The sequence below is a fragment of the Citrobacter sp. Cf125 genome, assembly GCF_030333935.1.
Taxonomy (GTDB): domain Bacteria; phylum Pseudomonadota; class Gammaproteobacteria; order Enterobacterales; family Enterobacteriaceae; genus Citrobacter; species Citrobacter freundii.
Map to the genome: position 1 here is coordinate 362186 of NZ_JAOWEY010000023.1, position 17475 is coordinate 379660.

15 protein-coding genes and 1 other RNA gene are annotated in these 17475 nt (G+C 53.6%); 6 read left to right on the forward strand and 10 right to left on the reverse strand.

Features of this window, described 5'->3' with window-relative positions:
* Positions 1-46 precede the first annotated feature (46 nt).
* Positions 47-775, forward strand: a complete 729-nt coding sequence (locus OGV89_RS12135; protein ID WP_003838265.1) for a MurR/RpiR family transcriptional regulator — start codon at positions 47-49, stop codon at positions 773-775.
* A 120-nt stretch (positions 776-895) separates the two neighbouring features.
* Complete coding sequence (bglA, locus tag OGV89_RS12140) at positions 896-2329, forward strand: 6-phospho-beta-glucosidase BglA (protein WP_286558690.1); 1434 nt, start codon at positions 896-898, stop codon at positions 2327-2329.
* A 94-nt stretch (positions 2330-2423) separates the two neighbouring features.
* Here bglA and OGV89_RS12145 read toward each other — a convergent pair whose 3' ends face one another.
* From OGV89_RS12145 to OGV89_RS12180, 8 genes are all read right to left on the reverse strand, one after another.
* Positions 2424-3167 (reverse strand): SDR family oxidoreductase, encoded by a 744-nt coding sequence (locus tag OGV89_RS12145; protein ID WP_032937431.1) that lies wholly within the window; start codon positions 3165-3167, stop codon positions 2424-2426.
* 61 nt (positions 3168-3228) lie between these two features.
* Positions 3229-6102, reverse strand: a complete 2874-nt coding sequence (gcvP, locus tag OGV89_RS12150; protein ID WP_044700806.1) for an aminomethyl-transferring glycine dehydrogenase — start codon at positions 6100-6102, stop codon at positions 3229-3231.
* A 131-nt stretch (positions 6103-6233) separates the two neighbouring features.
* Positions 6234-6623 carry a glycine cleavage system protein GcvH gene (gene gcvH, locus OGV89_RS12155; RefSeq protein ID WP_003838257.1) on the reverse strand — a complete coding sequence of 130 codons (390 nt, stop codon included), beginning with the start codon at positions 6621-6623 and terminating at the stop codon, positions 6234-6236.
* A gap of 25 nt (positions 6624-6648) precedes the next feature.
* Positions 6649-7743 carry a glycine cleavage system aminomethyltransferase GcvT gene (gcvT, locus tag OGV89_RS12160; protein ID WP_003026967.1) on the reverse strand — a complete coding sequence of 365 codons (1095 nt, stop codon included), beginning with the start codon at positions 7741-7743 and terminating at the stop codon, positions 6649-6651.
* Between the two features lie 452 nt (positions 7744-8195).
* On the reverse strand, positions 8196-9398 hold the full coding sequence (gene ubiI / locus OGV89_RS12165; RefSeq protein WP_003838254.1) for an FAD-dependent 2-octaprenylphenol hydroxylase: 1203 nt from the start codon (positions 9396-9398) through the stop codon (positions 8196-8198).
* Between the two features lie 139 nt (positions 9399-9537).
* The gene (gene ubiH / locus OGV89_RS12170) at positions 9538-10716 is read right to left on the reverse strand and encodes a 2-octaprenyl-6-methoxyphenyl hydroxylase (RefSeq protein WP_044700820.1); all 1179 of its coding nucleotides are present in this window, start codon (positions 10714-10716) and stop codon (positions 9538-9540) included.
* On the reverse strand, positions 10713-12038 hold the full coding sequence (gene pepP, locus OGV89_RS12175; protein ID WP_003026976.1) for a Xaa-Pro aminopeptidase: 1326 nt from the start codon (positions 12036-12038) through the stop codon (positions 10713-10715). The genes ubiH and pepP overlap by 4 nt, the downstream gene beginning before the upstream one ends.
* 24 nt (positions 12039-12062) lie before the next feature.
* The gene (locus OGV89_RS12180; protein ID WP_003026978.1) at positions 12063-12641 is read right to left on the reverse strand and encodes a YecA/YgfB family protein; all 579 of its coding nucleotides are present in this window, start codon (positions 12639-12641) and stop codon (positions 12063-12065) included.
* 167 nt (positions 12642-12808) lie between these two features.
* Here OGV89_RS12180 and zapA point away from each other — a divergent pair, with 167 nt between their 5' ends.
* From zapA to OGV89_RS12195, 3 genes are all read left to right on the forward strand, one after another.
* Positions 12809-13138, forward strand: coding sequence for a cell division protein ZapA (zapA, locus tag OGV89_RS12185; RefSeq protein WP_003026980.1), 330 nt, complete (start codon positions 12809-12811; stop codon positions 13136-13138).
* 41 nt (positions 13139-13179) lie between these two features.
* Positions 13180-13363, forward strand: a non-coding RNA gene (gene ssrS / locus OGV89_RS12190) — 6S RNA.
* A gap of 19 nt (positions 13364-13382) precedes the next feature.
* Entirely contained in the window at positions 13383-13979 is a 597-nt protein-coding gene (locus OGV89_RS12195) for a 5-formyltetrahydrofolate cyclo-ligase (protein WP_286558692.1), read from the forward strand.
* 50 nt (positions 13980-14029) lie between these two features.
* Here OGV89_RS12195 and serA read toward each other — a convergent pair whose 3' ends face one another.
* Both serA and rpiA read right to left on the reverse strand, forming a co-directional pair.
* Positions 14030-15262, reverse strand: coding sequence for a phosphoglycerate dehydrogenase (gene serA, locus OGV89_RS12200; protein WP_003026984.1), 1233 nt, complete (start codon positions 15260-15262; stop codon positions 14030-14032).
* Between the two features lie 271 nt (positions 15263-15533).
* Positions 15534-16193 (reverse strand): ribose-5-phosphate isomerase RpiA, encoded by a 660-nt coding sequence (gene rpiA / locus OGV89_RS12205; protein ID WP_003026986.1) that lies wholly within the window; start codon positions 16191-16193, stop codon positions 15534-15536.
* Between the two features lie 170 nt (positions 16194-16363).
* On the opposite strand from rpiA, the gene argP reads away from it, so the two are divergent.
* Positions 16364-17257: a DNA-binding transcriptional regulator ArgP gene (gene argP, locus OGV89_RS12210; protein WP_003026988.1), complete on the forward strand. Its 894-nt coding sequence runs from the start codon at positions 16364-16366 to the stop codon at positions 17255-17257.
* Positions 17258-17475 lie beyond the last annotated feature (218 nt).

A 17475-nucleotide genomic window follows, 5' to 3' on the forward strand; every position in this document is an offset into this window, starting at 1 on the left:
ATTCCCTGTAGATGAAGTCTGATGAGTGAGTTTTGCCATTGTGAGTATGTTCTCCCACGCTGCCATCGCCAGTCTCAACAATCTTGAGATGTTGGTCTACAACTATGTCATCAAAAACCGTGACAAAGTCATGTACATGACCATTCGCGAACTGGCCGATGCCGTGGGTGTTTCCACTACCACCGTACTGCGCTTTTGCCGCAAGCTTAAATGTGAGGGTTACTCAGAATTTCGCGTGCGCTTCAAATTATATTTAGAGCAGAATGAACCGCAACAGGCTAATTTCGGTGCCAGCGAAATTATCAGTTTCTTTAAAGGCGTCAATAACGACGAGTTCGATAAACTGCTCGATCAGGCTGTTGATATTATATTATCGTCCGAACGTATTATATTCGTCGGAGCAGGAACGTCTGGAGCGCTGGCAAAATATGGCGCACGTTTTTTCTCAAACGTCGGTAAATTCAGTAATCACATTGACGATCCTTATTTCCCGGTAACTAACGACATGGCCAGAAACGCGCTAGCGATCGTGCTTTCCGTATCTGGTGAAACAGAAGAGATCCTGCGCTTTGCCAGCCAGTTCAGTCTGCACAACTGTAAGGTTCTGTCGGTCACCAGCCATGAACACTCTCGCCTGGCGAAACTCGCCGACTTTAACCTCTCCTGGCATGTTCCACAAACACGTATTGCCGGGGTATACGATATAACCACGCAGATCCCCGTTATTTATATTTTGGAATCACTCGGTCGCAAGCTGGCGAAAAGAATAGCGTAAAAAAACAATCTGTTTTTTTGATGTAACAAATCACATTTACGCTATTTTGTTATATCGTGACATTTATCTTTCCTTTGTTAGACTCAAAATCAGATTGTATTAATTTGAGACTGAGCGCAGATGAAAAAACTTACCTTACCAAACGATTTTTTATGGGGCGGCGCGGTTGCGGCGCACCAGGTTGAAGGCGGCTGGAACAAAGGTGGCAAAGGCCCCAGCATTTGCGACGTACTGAGCGGAGGGGCACACGGTGTTCCGCGAGAAATCACTCAGGAAGTTGAGCCCGGTAAGTACTATCCCAACCACGAAGCTGTCGATTTTTACAGTCATTACAAAGAAGACATCAAGCTGTTTGCCGAGATGGGGTTCAAATGCTTCCGTACCTCCATCGCCTGGACCCGTATCTTCCCCAAAGGGGACGAAATCCAACCGAATGAAGAAGGGCTAAAGTTCTACGACGACATGTTCGATGAACTGCTGAAGTACAACATTGAACCAGTCATCACCCTTTCCCACTTTGAAATGCCGCTGCACCTGGTTCAACAGTACGGTAGCTGGACCAATCGTAAAGTCGTCGATTTCTTTGTCCGTTTTGCTGAAGTCGTTTTTGAGCGCTATAAGCACAAGGTCAAATATTGGATGACCTTCAATGAGATCAACAACCAGCGTAACTGGCGCGCGCCGCTGTTTGGCTATTGCTGCTCCGGCGTGGTGTATACCGAGCATGAAAACCCTGAAGAGACTATGTACCAGGTGCTGCATCACCAGTTCGTGGCCAGCGCGCTGGCGGTAAAGGCGGCACGTCGCATCAACCCGGAAATGAAAGTCGGCTGCATGCTGGCGATGGTGCCACTGTACCCGTTCTCCTGTAAGCCTGAAGATGTGATGTTCGCGCAGGAATCGATGCGTGAGCGCTACGTTTTCACTGACGTTCAGCTGCGCGGCTACTATCCATCATATGTACTGAACGAGTGGGAACGCCGCGAATTCAACATCCGAATGGAGGCCGGCGATGAGCAAATCCTGCGTGAAGGCACCTGTGACTATCTCGGATTCAGTTACTACATGACCAACGCGGTAAAAGCGGAAGGCGGCAGCGGCGATGCCATTTCTGGTTTTGAGGGCAGCGTACCGAACCCGCACGTAAAAGCCTCCGACTGGGGCTGGCAGATTGACCCCGTCGGTCTACGCTATGCCTTATGTGAGCTGTATGAACGCTACCAGAAGCCGCTGTTTATCGTTGAAAACGGGTTTGGCGCTTATGACAAAGTAGAAGAAGACGGCAGCATCAACGACGACTATCGCATCGACTATCTGCGTGCCCACATCGAAGAAATGATGAAAGCGGTGACCTATGATGGCGTAGACCTGATGGGCTACACGCCATGGGGTTGCATCGACTGCGTGTCGTTTACCACCGGTCAGTACAGCAAACGTTACGGCTTTATCTACGTGAACAAACATGACGACGGCACCGGCGATATGTCGCGTTCACGAAAGAAGAGTTTTGAGTGGTATAAAGCGGTGATTGCCAGCAACGGCGAGAATCTGTAATTTTTTGCCGGATGGCGGCGTAAACGCCTTATCCAGCCTACAGGTTATACTCCCGTAGGCTGGATAAACGCAGCGCTATCCGGCAATTAAATCCCTACTTCCCGCCTGCCAGTTCCAGAAAACTGCCCGTTACGTAAGATGCCTTCTCGCTCAACAGCCAGGTAATTGCCTGCGCGACTTCTTCCGGCTGCCCGCCACGCTGCATAGGCAACAGTGATTTCACGCGATCGACTCTTCCCGGCTCGCCGCCTGATGCGTGCATTTCAGTGTAGATAAGACCTGGTCGCACGCAGTTTACGCGGATCCCTTGCGCCGCAACCTCCAGCGCCAGGCCGGTGGTGAGCGTGTCCACAGCGCCTTTCGAGGCCGCGTAATCAACATATTCGAATGGCGCACCAAGCCGCGATGCCGCCGAAGAGACATTTACAATCGATCCACCCTGACCGCCGTGCTTGAACGACATGCGCTTTACCGCTTCCCGACAGCACAGAAAATAGCCGGTAACGTTGGTTGCCAGTACGCGATTAATTCGTTCGGCGGTTAAGTTTTCGACCGTGCTTTGCTCAAACAAGATCCCGGCATTATTCACCAGGGCAGTCAGTTGCTCGCCTTCACGGTCAATAGACTCAAACATTGCCACCACCTGGCTTTCATCACTGATATCCGCACGCAAAGCAAATGCTTTACCGCCTGCAGCGACGATGTTGTTCACCACCTCGGTTGCCGCACGAATATTGTGATGAAAATTCACGGCGACCGTGTAACCCTCTTGCGCCAGTTGCAGCGCGGTTGCTCGACCAATGCCACGACTGCCGCCCGTCACCAATGCTATAGCCATAACGTTTCTCCCAAAAAATAAAGGCGCCGAAGCGCCTTTAAAAGATAGTTGAATCAGCAGATTACTGATATTCGCTCATCGGTACGCAGGAGCAGAACAGGTTACGGTCACCGTAAACGTCATCAAGGCGTTTCACGGTTGGCCAGTATTTGTTCGCCACACCCGCCGGGAAGACGGCGATTTCGCGGCTGTAACCGTGATTCCACTCCGCGACCAGCTCGTTTTGCGTGTGCGGTGAGTTAACCAGCGGGTTATCTTCCAGTGACCATTCACCGGCTTTCACGCGATCGATCTCAGCGCGGATTGCCAGCATCGCATTGATAAAGCGATCCAGTTCCACTTTGCTTTCAGATTCAGTCGGTTCAACCATCAGGGTACCCGCGACCGGGAATGACATAGTCGGCGCATGGAAACCGTAATCGATTAGGCGCTTGGCAATATCCAGTTCGCTGATGCCGGTCTCTTCTTTCAGTGGGCGAATGTCGAGAATACATTCATGCGCCACGCGACCATCGCGACCGGTATACAATACCGGATAAGCATCTTTCAGACGGCTGGCAATGTAGTTAGCGTTAAGAATCGCCACCTGGCTTGCCTGCTTCAGACCTTCTGCGCCCATCATACGGATGTACATCCAGCTGATTGGCAGAATGGATGCGCTACCGAACGGCGCCGCAGAAACTGCGCCCTGACGGGTCAGCATCCCTTCAATCTGCACTACGCTGTGGCCCGGTACAAACGGCGCCAGATGTGATTTCACGCCGATCGGTCCCATACCTGGGCCGCCGCCGCCGTGCGGAATGCAGAATGTTTTATGCAGGTTGAGGTGCGAGACATCTGCGCCAATAAAGCCCGGCGTGGTGATCCCAACCTGAGCGTTCATGTTCGCGCCATCAAGGTAAACCTGGCCGCCGAACTGGTGCACAACGTCGCACACTTCACGGATCGTTTCTTCATAAACGCCGTGGGTGGATGGATAAGTCACCATGATGCAAGAAAGGTTGTCGGCATGTTGTTCTGCTTTTGCTCGCAGATCGTCCAGGTCGATGTTGCCGTTCTTATCACAGGCGACAACCACTACCTGCATACCCGCCATCTGTGCAGACGCCGGGTTGGTACCGTGGGCAGAAGCCGGGATCAAGCAGATATCGCGATGACCTTCGTTACGGCTTTCGTGATAATGACGAATCGCCAGCAGACCCGCATACTCGCCCTGCGCGCCGGAGTTCGGCTGCATGCAGACGGCATCATAACCGGTCAGTTTTACCAGCCACTCGGAAAGCTGGCCGATCATCTGGTGATAACCTTCAGCCTGCTCTGGCGGGCAGAACGGATGCAGCTCAGCGAATTCAGGCCAGGTGATAGGGATCATCTCGGCAGCGGCGTTGAGCTTCATAGTGCAGGAACCCAGCGGGATCATTGCCTGATTCAGCGCCAGATCTTTACGCTCCAGTGAGTGCATGTAGCGCATCATCTCGGTTTCGCTGTGATAGCGGTTGAACACCGGATGGCTGAGGATCACATCGTCACGCAGCATGCTTTCCTGAATAGAACGGCTGTCGAGCGCCACGTCTTTATCCAGCGTATCGATGTTCAGAGCGTGACTGTCGTCCAGCAGTACATTGAACAACTGCACCACGTTTTCACGGGTGGTGGTTTCATCGAGCGTAATACCTACCGCGTTATGGATATCGCTACGCAGGTTGATTTCTGCCGCTTCGGCACGCGCCAGCACTGCGGCCTTATCGGCTACTTCAACGCACAGAGTGTCGAAGTAATGCGCATGACGCAGCTTCAATCCTTTCTGTTGCAGACCGGCTGCCAGGATATCAGTCAGGCGGTGGATGCGATTAGCAATGCGTTTCAGGCCAACCGGACCATGATAAACGGCATACAGGCTGGCGATGTTGGCCAGCAGGACCTGCGAGGTACAAATGTTGGAGTTCGCTTTCTCGCGGCGGATATGCTGCTCACGAGTCTGCATCGCCATGCGCAGTGCGGTATTGCCCACCGCATCTTTGGAGACGCCGATAATACGGCCTGGCATGGAGCGTTTGAATTCGTCTTTCGCGGCGAAGAATGCCGCGTGTGGGCCACCGTAACCCATCGGTACGCCGAAGCGTTGTGCAGAACCGAAAACGATATCCGCACCCTGTTTGCCCGGAGCAGTCAGCAGTACCAGCGCCATAAAGTCGGCAGCGACACTGACCACAACTTTACGTGATTTCAGCTCGGTAATCAGTTTGCTGTAGTCATGCACTTCACCGGTGGTGCCAACCTGCTGCAACAGCACGCCAAACACATCCTGGTGATCCAGTGCTTTCGCCGCGTCATCAACAATGACGTCAAAACCAAAGGTTTGTGCACGAGTACGCACAACATCCAGCGTTTGCGGATGAACATCAGCGGCCACAAAGAAGCGGTTGGCGTTTTTCAGTTTGCTGACGCGTTTTGCCATCGCCATCGCTTCAGCCGCCGCGGTGGCTTCATCCAGCAGAGAGGCGGAGGCCATGTCCAGACCGGTCAGATCCAGCGTCACCTGCTGGAAGTTGAGCAGCGCTTCCAGGCGCCCCTGAGAAACTTCTGGCTGATACGGCGTATACGCAGTGTACCAGCCCGGGTTTTCCAGCATGTTGCGCAGGATAACCGGTGGCAACTGCACGGCGGTGTAGCCCATGCCAATGTAGGACGTGAAGCGCTTGTTACGCCCAGCGATGGCTTTTAATTCAGCCAGCGCAGCGTATTCGGTCGCCGCCTCGCCGACCTGCGGCGGGGTTGCGAGCTGAATGTCTTTCGGCACAATCTGGCCGATCAGCGCGTTTAACGACTCGGCGCCAACCGCATTCAGCATCTCTTGCTGCTGCGCGGCGTCCGGTCCGATGTGGCGTTCAATGAAAGCGCCGCTGTTTTCAAGCTGGCTTAACGTCTGTGTCATGGGCGATGGTTCCTGAAACGTGCAGTGAATCGTGATTGTCTCTGTCTACGAGCCCGGCAGCGCTAGCGCTTACCGGGTCTACGCATGCTTTGTAGGCCGGATAAGCGCAGCGCCATCCGGCAAAAGCGTATTTACTCGTCTTCTAACAATGCTTCATATGCGGCCGCATCCAGCAGCGATTCAATTTCGCTTTCATCGCTGGCTTTGATTTTGAAAATCCAGCCGCCCGCATACGGCTCGCTGTTGACCAGTTCCGGGGAGTCGCTAAGCGCGTCGTTAACCGCCACAATCTCACCACCTACTGGCGCATAGATATCGGATGCCGCTTTTACGGACTCCGCAACGGCACAATCATCGCCCGCGCTGACGGTTGCGCCAACTTCTGGCAGGTCAACGAAAACCATGTCACCTAACAGCTCCTGAGCGTGTTCGGTGATACCAACGGTGTAAGAGCCGTCAGCTTCTTTGCGCAGCCATTCGTGTTCTTTGCTGTATTTCAGTTCTGCAGGTACGTTGCTCATCAATCAATCTCCAAAAAAGGATGAATTACGCGACGGCTTTGCCGTTACGCACAAAAACAGGTTTAGTCACTTTTACCGGCATTTCACGGTTACGGATCTGCACGATCGCAGTTTCGCCGATACCCGCAGGGACACGCGCCAACGCGATGCTGTAACCAAGAGTTGGGGAGAATGTCCCGCTGGTGATAATGCCTTCCTGCTGGTTGCCGGAAGCATCGGTGAAGCGCACCGGCAGTTCATTACGCAGCACGCCTTTCTCGGTCATCACAAGCCCGACCAGCTGTTCGTGGCCTTTTTCACGCTGCATTTCCAACGCTTCACGACCGATAAAGTCGCGGTCAGCCGGTTCCCATGCGATGGTCCAGCCCATGTTGGCCGCCAGCGGAGAAATGCCTTCGTCCATCTCCTGACCGTACAGGTTCATGCCCGCTTCCAGACGCAGCGTGTCACGTGCGCCGAGACCGCAGGGTTTGACACCAGCCTGTACCAGCGCACGCCAGAAATCTGCCGCTTTTTCATTCGGCATGGCAATTTCATAGCCTGCTTCGCCGGTATAACCGGTGGTTGCGATAAACAAGTCGCCCGCCTGAACGCCGAAGAACGGCTTCATGCCTGCTACCGCCTGACGCTGCTCGTCAGTAAACAACGTAGCTGCTTTTTCCTGTGCGTTTGGACCCTGTACCGCAATCAGCGACAGGTCGTCACGAACGGTGATGTCGATAGCGTATGGTTCAGCGTGTTGGGTAATCCAGGAGAGGTCTTTTTCGCGGGTGGCGGAGTTTACAACGAGGCGGAAGAAATCTTCAGTGAAGTAGTAGACAATCAGGTCATCTATCACGCCGCCCGAAGCGTTAAGCATACCGGAGTAGAGGGCTTTACCCGTCTTCGTTAGCTTTGCGACGTCGTTTGCCAGCAGATAACGCAAGAACTCCCGGGTGCGGCTACCGCGCAGGTCGACGATGGTCATATGCGACACATCAAACATTCCGGCATCGGTGCGAACAGCATGGTGTTCATCGAGCTGAGAACCGTAATGCAGTGGCATCATCCAGCCATGGAAATCGACCATGCGCGCGCCACATAGCGTGTGTTGTTCGTACAAAGGAGTCTGTTGAGCCATCTTTTCCTCGTTGAATAAGCGGGGCTATCAACTCTTTCGCGGTGAAATTATCGCCACGAAACCCAGCACCGCAGCCGCTCCAGGGGCTACGACGCAAACGTTCTCTTTGTCCTGAACTTACCACCGAAACAGACGCTAAACCATAAGTCAAAATTAACCATCACATTAGCTTATGGCGAAAAACAGCCAGATCGCCAACAGAATAAAACTCCATGTATGTAGTAAGAAACCAGAACAACAAACAAAGATAAGCGCAAACTTACAGCATCAATCCACATTAAATGTGGAAAAAATGTCAAAAATGGCGTTATGAAAAAAACGTTATATTAAAAAAACTAATGCGAAAAAAGGCGTGGAATTAGATTATTTCAAATGAGAGAAGCACCCCGGCGCGCAGGCCGGGAGAGGAAAGTGTGACGGGTCTCAAACTCTTAAGATTGTCCTTACGGACACTAACGTAACCACTCGGGAAGATCGTTCAGTCCCATCGCCTGACGGATGAGTTGTGGTTTTACGCCCGGGAGGGTATCGGCCAGTTTCAGCCCAATATCGCGTAGCAGTTTTTTCGCCGGATTCTCGCCTGCAAACAGTTCACGGAAACCCTGCATCCCTGCCAGCATCAGCGCTGCGCTGTGCTTACGGCTGCGTTCGTAGCGGCGTAAATAGAGATACTGCCCAATATCTTTACCCTGACGTTGTAGCCGCTTAAGTTCATCGATCAGCTCCGCCGCATCCATAAAGCCAAGGTTAACCCCCTGACCCGCCAGCGGGTGGATGGTATGCGCCGCATCCCCCACCAGCGCCAGACGATGGGCGGCGAACTGACGGGCATAACGTCCCGTCAGCGGAAACGCCTGACGTTCGCTTTCAAGGCTGCACAGCCCCAGACGATTATCAAAAGCGATATTCAGCGCCTGATTAAACTCGTCAACGCTTGCCTGCTGCATACGTTCTGCTTCCTGCGGCGAGAGCGACCAGACGATAGAACACAGGTGTGGATCGCTGAGCGGCAGGAATGCCAGGATCCCCTCGCCGTGAAACGCCTGGCGCGCAACCGCACCGTGCGCTTCCTGCGTACGGATAGTCGCCACCAGCGCATGATGACGATAATCCCAGAAGGTGAGCGGAATATCCGCTTTGTTGCGCAGCCAGGAGTTAGCACCATCAGCACCGACGACCAGGCGGGCCGTCAGCATTGCGCCATCTTTCAGGGTCAGAAATGCTTCGTTCTCACCCCAGGCCACCTGCTGTAATTCAGCAGGTGCCATCAGCGTAATATCCGCTGAACGCTGCGCCTTTTGCCACAGCGCATAATGAATCTCTGAGTTTTCGACAATGTGCCCCAAATGGCTGTAGCCCATGCTCTGGTCATCAAACGCAATACGTCCAAAGCTGTCTTTGTCCCAGACTTCCATGCCGTGGTAGCAGCAAGCGCGACGGGCAACAATGTCGGACCAGACACCAAGACGGGTAAGCAGTTTTTCGCTGGCGGCATTAATGGCCGAAACACGAAGCTGAGGAGGTGCATCCGCCGCCAACGGCTGCGGAACATGTTGTTCTAATACAGCAACGCGCAACCCGCTGCCCTGTAAGCCGCAGGCAACCGCCAGTCCTACCATGCCGCCACCAACAATTGCTACATCAACACTTTGCACTGTTTGCTCCTGAAAATAGGACAATCAAAAACCGTAGGCCGGATAAGGCAAAGCCGCCATCCGGCATCAATTCCGCGACATTGCCTGATGGCGCTGCGCTTATCAGGCCTACTTCTTTAATTCGGCCTACAGATTATATTTAGCGCGCAACCCAGCCCAGGGTCCGCTCCGCCAGCGCATCGCGCGCAGGGGGGAATAATTCCATCGCCATCAGCCCGGCATTACGCCCAACAACCAGCGGGGCCCAGTGATTGGCAAACAAATACACTAAATTATTGGTCACACCAATCGTCGTATCACGATCGCTTTCGCGGCGCTGCTGATAGCGTGCCAGCACCGCATAATCACCCACATCTTCCGCGCCGTTTTCCGCCTGCGTCAACGTCTCAGCCAGGCTCATTACGTCACGCAGGCCCAGGTTGAAACCTTGCCCGGCAATGGGATGCAGCGTCTGGGCGGCGTTCCCTACCAGCACGGTACGATGGGTAATCGCCTTCAGCGCTGTAGTTAACGAAAGCGGATAGGCGTTGCGTTTACCGGCCTGGGTAATACGTCCCAGTCGCCAGCCAAAAGCGGTTTGTAGTTCACGGCAAAACTGTTCGTCAGACCAGGCCATAATCTCATCACGCTGCTCCAGCGGATGGCACCACACCAACGAGCAGCGACCGTCAGACATCGGAAGCATTGCCAGCGGACCATATTGCGTGAAGCGTTCAAACGCTCGCCCGTCGTGCGGTACAGAGGTCGTAACGTTGGCAATTACCGCCAGTTGCTCATAAGGCTGTTGCAGCCAGTCAACACCGCAGGCGGTAGCCAGTGCGGAGCGCGTACCGTCGGCGGCCACCAGCAGGCGACCATCAATCATTTCGCCATTTTCCAGCGTAACTTCTACGCGCTCCTGCGTGCGCGACACGCTGGCTACGCGATCGGGGCAATGCAATGTGACGCCCGGTGCTTTGCGCAGCAGCGCAAACAGACGCAGCCCGACGTCGTGCAGTTCTACCACCTGGCCCAGAGCCGGAATACGGTATTCCTGCGCATCCAGCGTCACAAATCCGGCATGACCGCGATCGCTGACGTGAACCGTTTTAATGGCCGTTGCGCAATCGGCAATCGCCTGCCATACGCCAATTCGCGCCAGTTGTTGGCAGGTTCCTGCCGCCAGAGCGATCGCCCTGGCATCAAACCCGGGATGGCGGTCAGTTTCAGGTTCGCTCGCTTCTATCAGATGAACCGGCAGAGTCCCATGGCTGAGCTGAGAAATGGCCAACGCCAGCGTCGCGCCAACCATACCACCACCAACGATAATCACGCTCATTGCAGTCGCGCCGCAGCCATTAATGCTTCAATGTCATCCGCTTTCTTCACTACGCTGGCGGTCAGGTTTTCATTGCCGTCCTCGGTGATGAGGATGTCATCCTCAATACGAATGCCGATACCACGATAAGCCGGCGGTACATCGGCGTCCGGCGCGATATACAGTCCCGGCTCGACGGTGAGCACCATTCCCGGCTCAAGAATACGTGAGCGGTCCTGACCATAAACGCCGACGTCGTGCACATCCAGCCCAAGCCAGTGGCTTAGACCATGCATAAAGAATGGGCGATGTGCATTTTCGGTAATCAACTGATCGACATCACCGTGCAAAATACCGAGTTTCACCAGACCCGTAATCATGATGCGCACCACTTCGCCAGTGACTTCCTGAATGGACGTTCCGGGACGATACAGACGCAGGCTGGTCTCTAAGGATTCCAGCACGATATCGTAGATTTCACGCTGTGCTGGGGTAAATTTACCATTTACCGGAAAGGTACGCGTAATGTCGCCCGCATAGCCTTTGTATTCACAGCCAGCGTCGATCAGCACCAAATCGCCATCGCGCATTTCACTTTCATTTTCGGTGTAATGCAGGATACAGCCGTTTTCACCGCTGCCGACAATCGTGTTATAGGACGGATAACGCGCACCATGGCGGGTAAATTCGTGGTGAATCTCCCCTTCTAACTGGTATTCAAACATTCCCGGACGGCATTTTTCCATCGCACGGGTATGCGCCAGCGCGGTGATTTCTCCGGCACGACGCATGACCGCAATCTCTTCCGGTGATTTGAACAGGCGCATCTCATGCACCATTGGACGCCAGTCGATAATCGCGGCAGGTGCGTGCAGATTTTGTCTGGAGCCTTTACGCAGTTTATCCAGCGCCGTGTGCACAATCTCGTCGGCCCAGGCATATTCGCCCTGCGCGTGGTACACCGCGTCCAGGCCATTGAGCAACAGGTGCAGCTGTTGGTTGATTTCACTGAAGGCCAGCGCCCTGTCAACGCCAAGTTTTGCCGGGGCAGCATCCTGGCCCAGACGGCGACCAAACCAGATCTCCGCCGTCAGATCGCGAACCCGATTGAACAAAACGCTATGGTTATGAGTGTCATCGCTTTTAATCAACACCAGCACGGCTTCAGGTTCGTTAAAACCGGTGAAGTACCAGAAATCACTGCTTTGGCGGTACGGATATTCACTGTCCGCGCTGCGCGTCGCTTCAGGCGCGGCAAAAATCAGCGCGGCGCTGCCGGGCTGCATTTGTGCCAGTAAAGCCTGGCGACGACGCTGGAATTCTTGCTGAGATATCTCGCTCATCACACTCTCCTTTGCGTTTCGTTCTTAGTGCAGAGTCGGTTTACGGACTTCCGGCGCAGTCGGCTGCTGACGCGTAAACGTGTCATGACACAGCAAAGCGGCTACGCGCACGTATTCGATGATCTCTTCGAGCGACATTTCCAGCTCTTCCTGATCTTCGTCTTCGTCATACCCTAACTGCGCGATATTGCGCAGGTCGTCAATCGCTTCCCCGGTTTCGCCGGTTACTTTGTCGAGCTTCGGCTGCGTGACGCCAAGACCCAGCAAAAAGTGGTTTACCCATCCCGCCAGCGCATCGGCGCGATCGAACACGCTGACGTCATCCCCTTCAGGCAGATAAAGCTGAAAAAGGAAGCCGTCGTCTTCGAGGGCATCGCTGGTGGCAGAGTGCATTTTCAGCAGCGCCTGAGCCAGCTCGTGACCAAAGGCCAGGCCTTCGTTCGTCAGGTCGTGCAACAGCGGCTGCCATGAGCTGTCGTTGTTTCCACCACAAATCATTCCGCTTATCAAGCCGTGCATTTCGGCCGGGGTTAATCCAGCCCCTTGTTGGTTCAAAAACTGGCTAACTTCGTTGTAACCAGGCATTTCGTTCTGTATAGACATAAGCATTCGTCATCAAAGGGAGGAATATTCATGGTATGCTACCACTTTGGACCCTGGTGGACCAGAAAAGGGCTTGTATCTTGATACCAGGGTAGCTATAGTGTCGCCCCTTCGCGGACCCACGGTCTGGAGACGAAGGCAGCGCAGTCAATCAGCAGGAAGGTGGCATGTCTGCACAACCCGTCGATATCCAAATATTTGGCCGTTCACTGCGAGTGAATTGCCCGCCTGAACAAAGGGATGCGTTGAATCAGGCTGCGGACGATCTCAATCAGCGATTGCAAGATCTGAAAGTTCGCACTAGAGTCACAAATACTGAGCAGTTGGTTTTCATCGCCGCGTTGAACATCAGCTATGAATTAACTCAGGAAAAAGCGAAGACGCGTGAGTACGCGGCGAGCATGGAACAACGTATTCGGATGCTACAACAGACCATCGAACAGGCGTTGCTTGATCAGGGTCGCATAACCGAAAAAACGGGCCAAAACTTTGAATAACACTTTTCGGTTTACTGTGGTAGAGTGACCGTGAAGACAAAATTTCTCTGAGATGTTTGCAAGCGGGCCAGTCCCCTGAGCCGATATTTCATACCACAAGAATGTGGCGCTCCACGGTTGGTGAGCATGCTCGGCCCGTCCGAGAAGCCTTAAAACTGTGACGACACATTCACCTTGAACCAAGGGTTCAAGGGTTACAGCCTGCGGCGGCATCTCGGAGATTCCCTTCTACCTGGCAACAGCCATGACATTACTTTCTGAACTCCCTTTATCCCGGCAAGAAATTCGTCAACTGATTCGGCAGCGTCGTCGTGCGCTTACCTCCGAACAGCAACGACAATACGGTCAGCAAGCCGCGACCCGAATGCTCAGCTTTCCCCCTGTTGTACTCGCTCATACGGTGGCAGTATTCCTCTCGTTCGATGGCGAACTCGATACCCAGCCGCTAATAGATCAGCTGTGGCGAGCGGGCAAGCGCGTTTATCTTCCGGTTCTTCATCCCTTCAGCACCGGTAATTTGCTGTTCCTGCACTATCATCCGCATAGCGACCTGGTAACCAATCGCTTAAAGATCCAGGAACCACGACTTGATGTACGTGACGTATTACCGCTGTCACAGCTGGATGTACTGATTACGCCGTTAGTGGCGTTTGATGAATATGGGCAACGCCTGGGCATGGGCGGCGGATTTTATGACCGCACGCTACAAAACTGGCAGCAGCATAAGATCCAGCCCGTAGGCTACGCGCACGATTGTCAGCGAGTAGAAAAGCTGCCTGTTGAAGAATGGGATATCCCGCTGCCTGCGGTGGTGACGCCGTCCAAAATTTGGGCGTGGTAGGAAAACATGGAACATGCGGGCAGGCCAGCAGCCTGCCCATGTAGAGGAAATCAGTACAGCAGACGAGCACGAATGGTACCCGGGAGGGCTTTCATCGCCAGCAACGCTTTCTCCGCCACATCTTCATCCGCTTCAATATCAATAACCACGTAACCTACCTGTGCGGAAGTCTGCAGATACTGTGCGGCAATGTTGACGCCCTGCTCGGCAAAAATCTGGTTCAGCGCGGTCAGTACGCCCGGACGGTTTTCGTGAATGTGCATCAGACGACGACCGCCGTGTAGCGGCAGCGAAACTTCCGGGAAGTTAACTGCAGACAGCGTAGAGCCGTTGTCGGAATACTTGGTCAGTTTCCCAGCCACTTCCAGACCGATGTTTTCCTGCGCTTCCAGCGTTGAACCACCAATGTGCGGCGTCAGGATCACGTTGTCGAAATCACACAGCGGCGAAGTGAAAGGATCGCTGTTGGTTGCCGGCTCGGTTGGGAATACGTCGATTGCCGCCCCTGCCAGGTGCTTGGTCGCTAACGCGTCGCACAGCGCAGGAATATCAACAACCGTACCACGTGCGGCGTTAATCAGCAGCGCGCCTGGTTTCATCAACGCAATCTCACGCGCGCCCATCAGATTTTTGGTGGAGGCATTTTCCGGTACGTGCAAACTGACCACGTCGCTCATATTGAGCAGGTCGGAAAGATGCTGCACCTGCGTGGCGTTGCCGAGTGGGAGTTTATTTTCAATATCATAGAAATAGACATGCATCCCCAGCGATTCCGCCAGAATGCCTAGCTGAGTACCAATGTGGCCGTAGCCGATGATCCCCAGTTTTTTGCCACGCGCTTCAAAGGAGCCGGTAGCCAGTTTGTTCCACACGCCGCGGTGTGCTTTGGCGTTCGCTTCGGGTACACCGCGTAGCAGGAGAAGCAGTTCGCCAATCACCAGTTCCGCAACGGAACGCGTGTTAGAGAATGGCGCGTTAAACACGGGGATCCCGCGCTTTGCCGCAGCGGTCAGATCAACCTGGTTGGTGCCGATACAGAAGCAGCCAATCGCGACCAGTTTCTCTGCGGCGTCAATCACATCTTCAGTCAGATGGGTACGGGATCGCAGGCCAATGAAGTGGGCATCACGGATGGACTCTTTCAGTTGTTCAGTGTCCAGAGCGCCTTTGTGAAACTCGATGTTGGTATAACCTGCTGCACGAAGGCTTTCGAGTGCTTTTTGATGCACGCCTTCTACCAGCAGAAATTTAATCTTATCTTTCTCCAGTGATACCTTTGCCATTTCCCCGACCCTGTCTTTTTTTGTTCAAACTGATGTGTTGTGTGTGGGATTTTCATCCGCCTCTTCAACATATCAAAAAATAATATTGCGGCAATATGAACGTTTGCGTCGCCGTGCTGAAGAAATGTCATTCAGAGAGAAATGTCAGAGGAAAATACTGGCGATAACTTTTTCTTTGGAGAGATCGGCAGGACAATATTATAAACGTGACACAAGTCACCAAATTTGCCCTGCCAAAATTTTTTTAACGGGAGAAGACACTCCCATCAGATCATTTTACGATAGTTTTCACGCCGTCTGGGGTACCGATCAGCGCGACATCCGCACCACGGTTGGCAAACAGACCGACGGTTACCACGCCCGGAATCGCATTGATGGCGTTTTCCATGGCCACGGCGTCAAGGATCTCCAGACCATGTACATCAAGGATCACGTTGCCGTTGTCCGTCACTACGCCCTGACGGTATTCAGGACGACCGCCCAGCTTCACCAACTGGCGAGCCACAGCGCTGCGCGCCATTGGGATCACTTCAACCGGCAGCGGGAAGTTGCCGAGAATGTCGACTTCTTTGGACGCATCCGCGATGCAGATAAATTTCTTCGCCACGGAAGCAATGATTTTTTCACGAGTCAACGCTGCACCGCCGCCCTTGATCATCTGCATGTGGCCGTTGATTTCATCCGCGCCGTCCACGTATACGCCGAGACTATCAACTTCGTTAAGATCGAACACGTGGATGCCAAGGCTTTTGAGTTTTTCGGTTGAAGCGTCCGAACTGGATACCGCACCTTCAATCTGACCTTTCATTGTGCCCAGCGCATCAATAAAGTGTGCGGCTGTTGAACCTGTACCTACGCCCACAATGGTACCGGGCTGTACATACTGAAGTGCCGCCCATCCTACTGCTTTTTTCAGTTCATCCTGCGTCATGATCGTTTCGCCTGTGGTGTGAATATGGTGGGAAAATTCACGCGCATTATAGAACATTGTGCAGAAAAATGTCCCCACACCCGCTCGCAAGCGGCGGATTTCGTCTTTACCCAACCTAAATTTGTGTCATAGTGCAGAACAAGCAAAATTTTCAGGAGTGCGTCAAAGCAATGAAACGTCCGGACTACAGAACACTACAAGCACTGGATGCGGTTATTCGTGAACGAGGATTTGAGCGCGCGGCGCAAAAGCTGTGCATCACGCAATCCGCGGTTTCACAGCGCATAAAACAGCTTGAGAATATGTTCGGACAACCGCTGCTGGTGCGTACCGTACCACCACGCCCAACCGAACAGGGGCAGAAACTACTGGCGCTTTTGCGTCAGGTTGAACTGCTGGAAGACGAGTGGCTGGGTGATGAACAAACCGGATCGACGCCGCTGCTGCTCTCACTGGCAGTGAACGCCGACAGTCTGGCGACCTGGTTGCTTCCGGCGTTAGCCCCGGTACTGGCCAATTCACCGATTCGGCTGAACCTGCAGGTTGAGGATGAAACGCGCACCCAGGAACGTCTGCGTCGTGGTGAAGTGGTCGGTGCGGTGAGTATCCAACATCAGGCGCTGCCAAGCTGTCTGGTGGATAAACTTGGCGCGCTGGACTACCTGTTCGTTGGCTCCAAACCTTTCGCCGAGCGTTATTTCCCTAACGGCGTCACCCGCTCCGCCCTGCTGAAAGCCCCGGCGGTAGCGTTTGACCATCTTGATGATATGCATCAGGCGTTCCTGCAACAAAACTTCGACCTGCCGCCGGGAAGCGTGCCGTGCCACATCGTTAACTCTTCTGAAGCCTTCGTCCAGTTGGCGCGTCAGGGCACCACCTGCTGCATGATCCCGCACTTACAGATTGAGAAAGAGCTGGAAAGCGGCGAGCTGATCGATTTAACGCCAGGTCTGTTCCAGCGTCGGATGCTGTACTGGCACCGTTTTGCACCGGAAAGCCGCATGATGCGCAACGTTACCGACGCGCTGCTGGAATACGGGCACAAGGTGTTGCGTCAGGATTAAACCGTTTATTGCTCCAGAGTGCCGGATGGTGGCGTAACGCCTTATCCGGCCGACAATCCTTACCCTCTTTTCATGCTATTCCCGCCACGTCTTTGAAATAAATCACAAAATAAAACATGCCATGCGGCAAAAAACGACGCCCTGTTGGCTATTTTTTGCTGGCGACAAGCCAAATGAAAAAGCTCACCGTATCCGCAAAGATTCAACTTATTGCGTAA

Coding starts and splice junctions, on each gene's coding strand:
- bglA (WP_286558690.1), top strand. CDS start 896: ATGAAAAAACTTACCTTACCAAACGATTTTTTATGGGGCGGCGCGGTT.
- OGV89_RS12135 (WP_003838265.1), top strand. CDS start 47: ATGTTCTCCCACGCTGCCATCGCCAGTCTCAACAATCTTGAGATGTTG.
- OGV89_RS12180 (WP_003026978.1), bottom strand. CDS start 12,641: ATGTCTATACAGAACGAAATGCCTGGTTACAACGAAGTTAGCCAGTTT.
- ubiH (WP_044700820.1), bottom strand. CDS start 10,716: ATGAGCGTGATTATCGTTGGTGGTGGTATGGTTGGCGCGACGCTGGCG.
- gcvT (WP_003026967.1), bottom strand. CDS start 7,743: ATGGCTCAACAGACTCCTTTGTACGAACAACACACGCTATGTGGCGCG.
- pepP (WP_003026976.1), bottom strand. CDS start 12,038: ATGAGCGAGATATCTCAGCAAGAATTCCAGCGTCGTCGCCAGGCTTTA.
- serA (WP_003026984.1), bottom strand. CDS start 15,262: ATGGCAAAGGTATCACTGGAGAAAGATAAGATTAAATTTCTGCTGGTA.
- gcvH (WP_003838257.1), bottom strand. CDS start 6,623: ATGAGCAACGTACCTGCAGAACTGAAATACAGCAAAGAACACGAATGG.
- rpiA (WP_003026986.1), bottom strand. CDS start 16,193: ATGACGCAGGATGAACTGAAAAAAGCAGTAGGATGGGCGGCACTTCAG.
- gcvP (WP_044700806.1), bottom strand. CDS start 6,102: ATGACACAGACGTTAAGCCAGCTTGAAAACAGCGGCGCTTTCATTGAA.
- zapA (WP_003026980.1), top strand. CDS start 12,809: ATGTCTGCACAACCCGTCGATATCCAAATATTTGGCCGTTCACTGCGA.
- OGV89_RS12145 (WP_032937431.1), bottom strand. CDS start 3,167: ATGGCTATAGCATTGGTGACGGGCGGCAGTCGTGGCATTGGTCGAGCA.
- OGV89_RS12195 (WP_286558692.1), top strand. CDS start 13,383: ATGACATTACTTTCTGAACTCCCTTTATCCCGGCAAGAAATTCGTCAA.
- argP (WP_003026988.1), top strand. CDS start 16,364: ATGAAACGTCCGGACTACAGAACACTACAAGCACTGGATGCGGTTATT.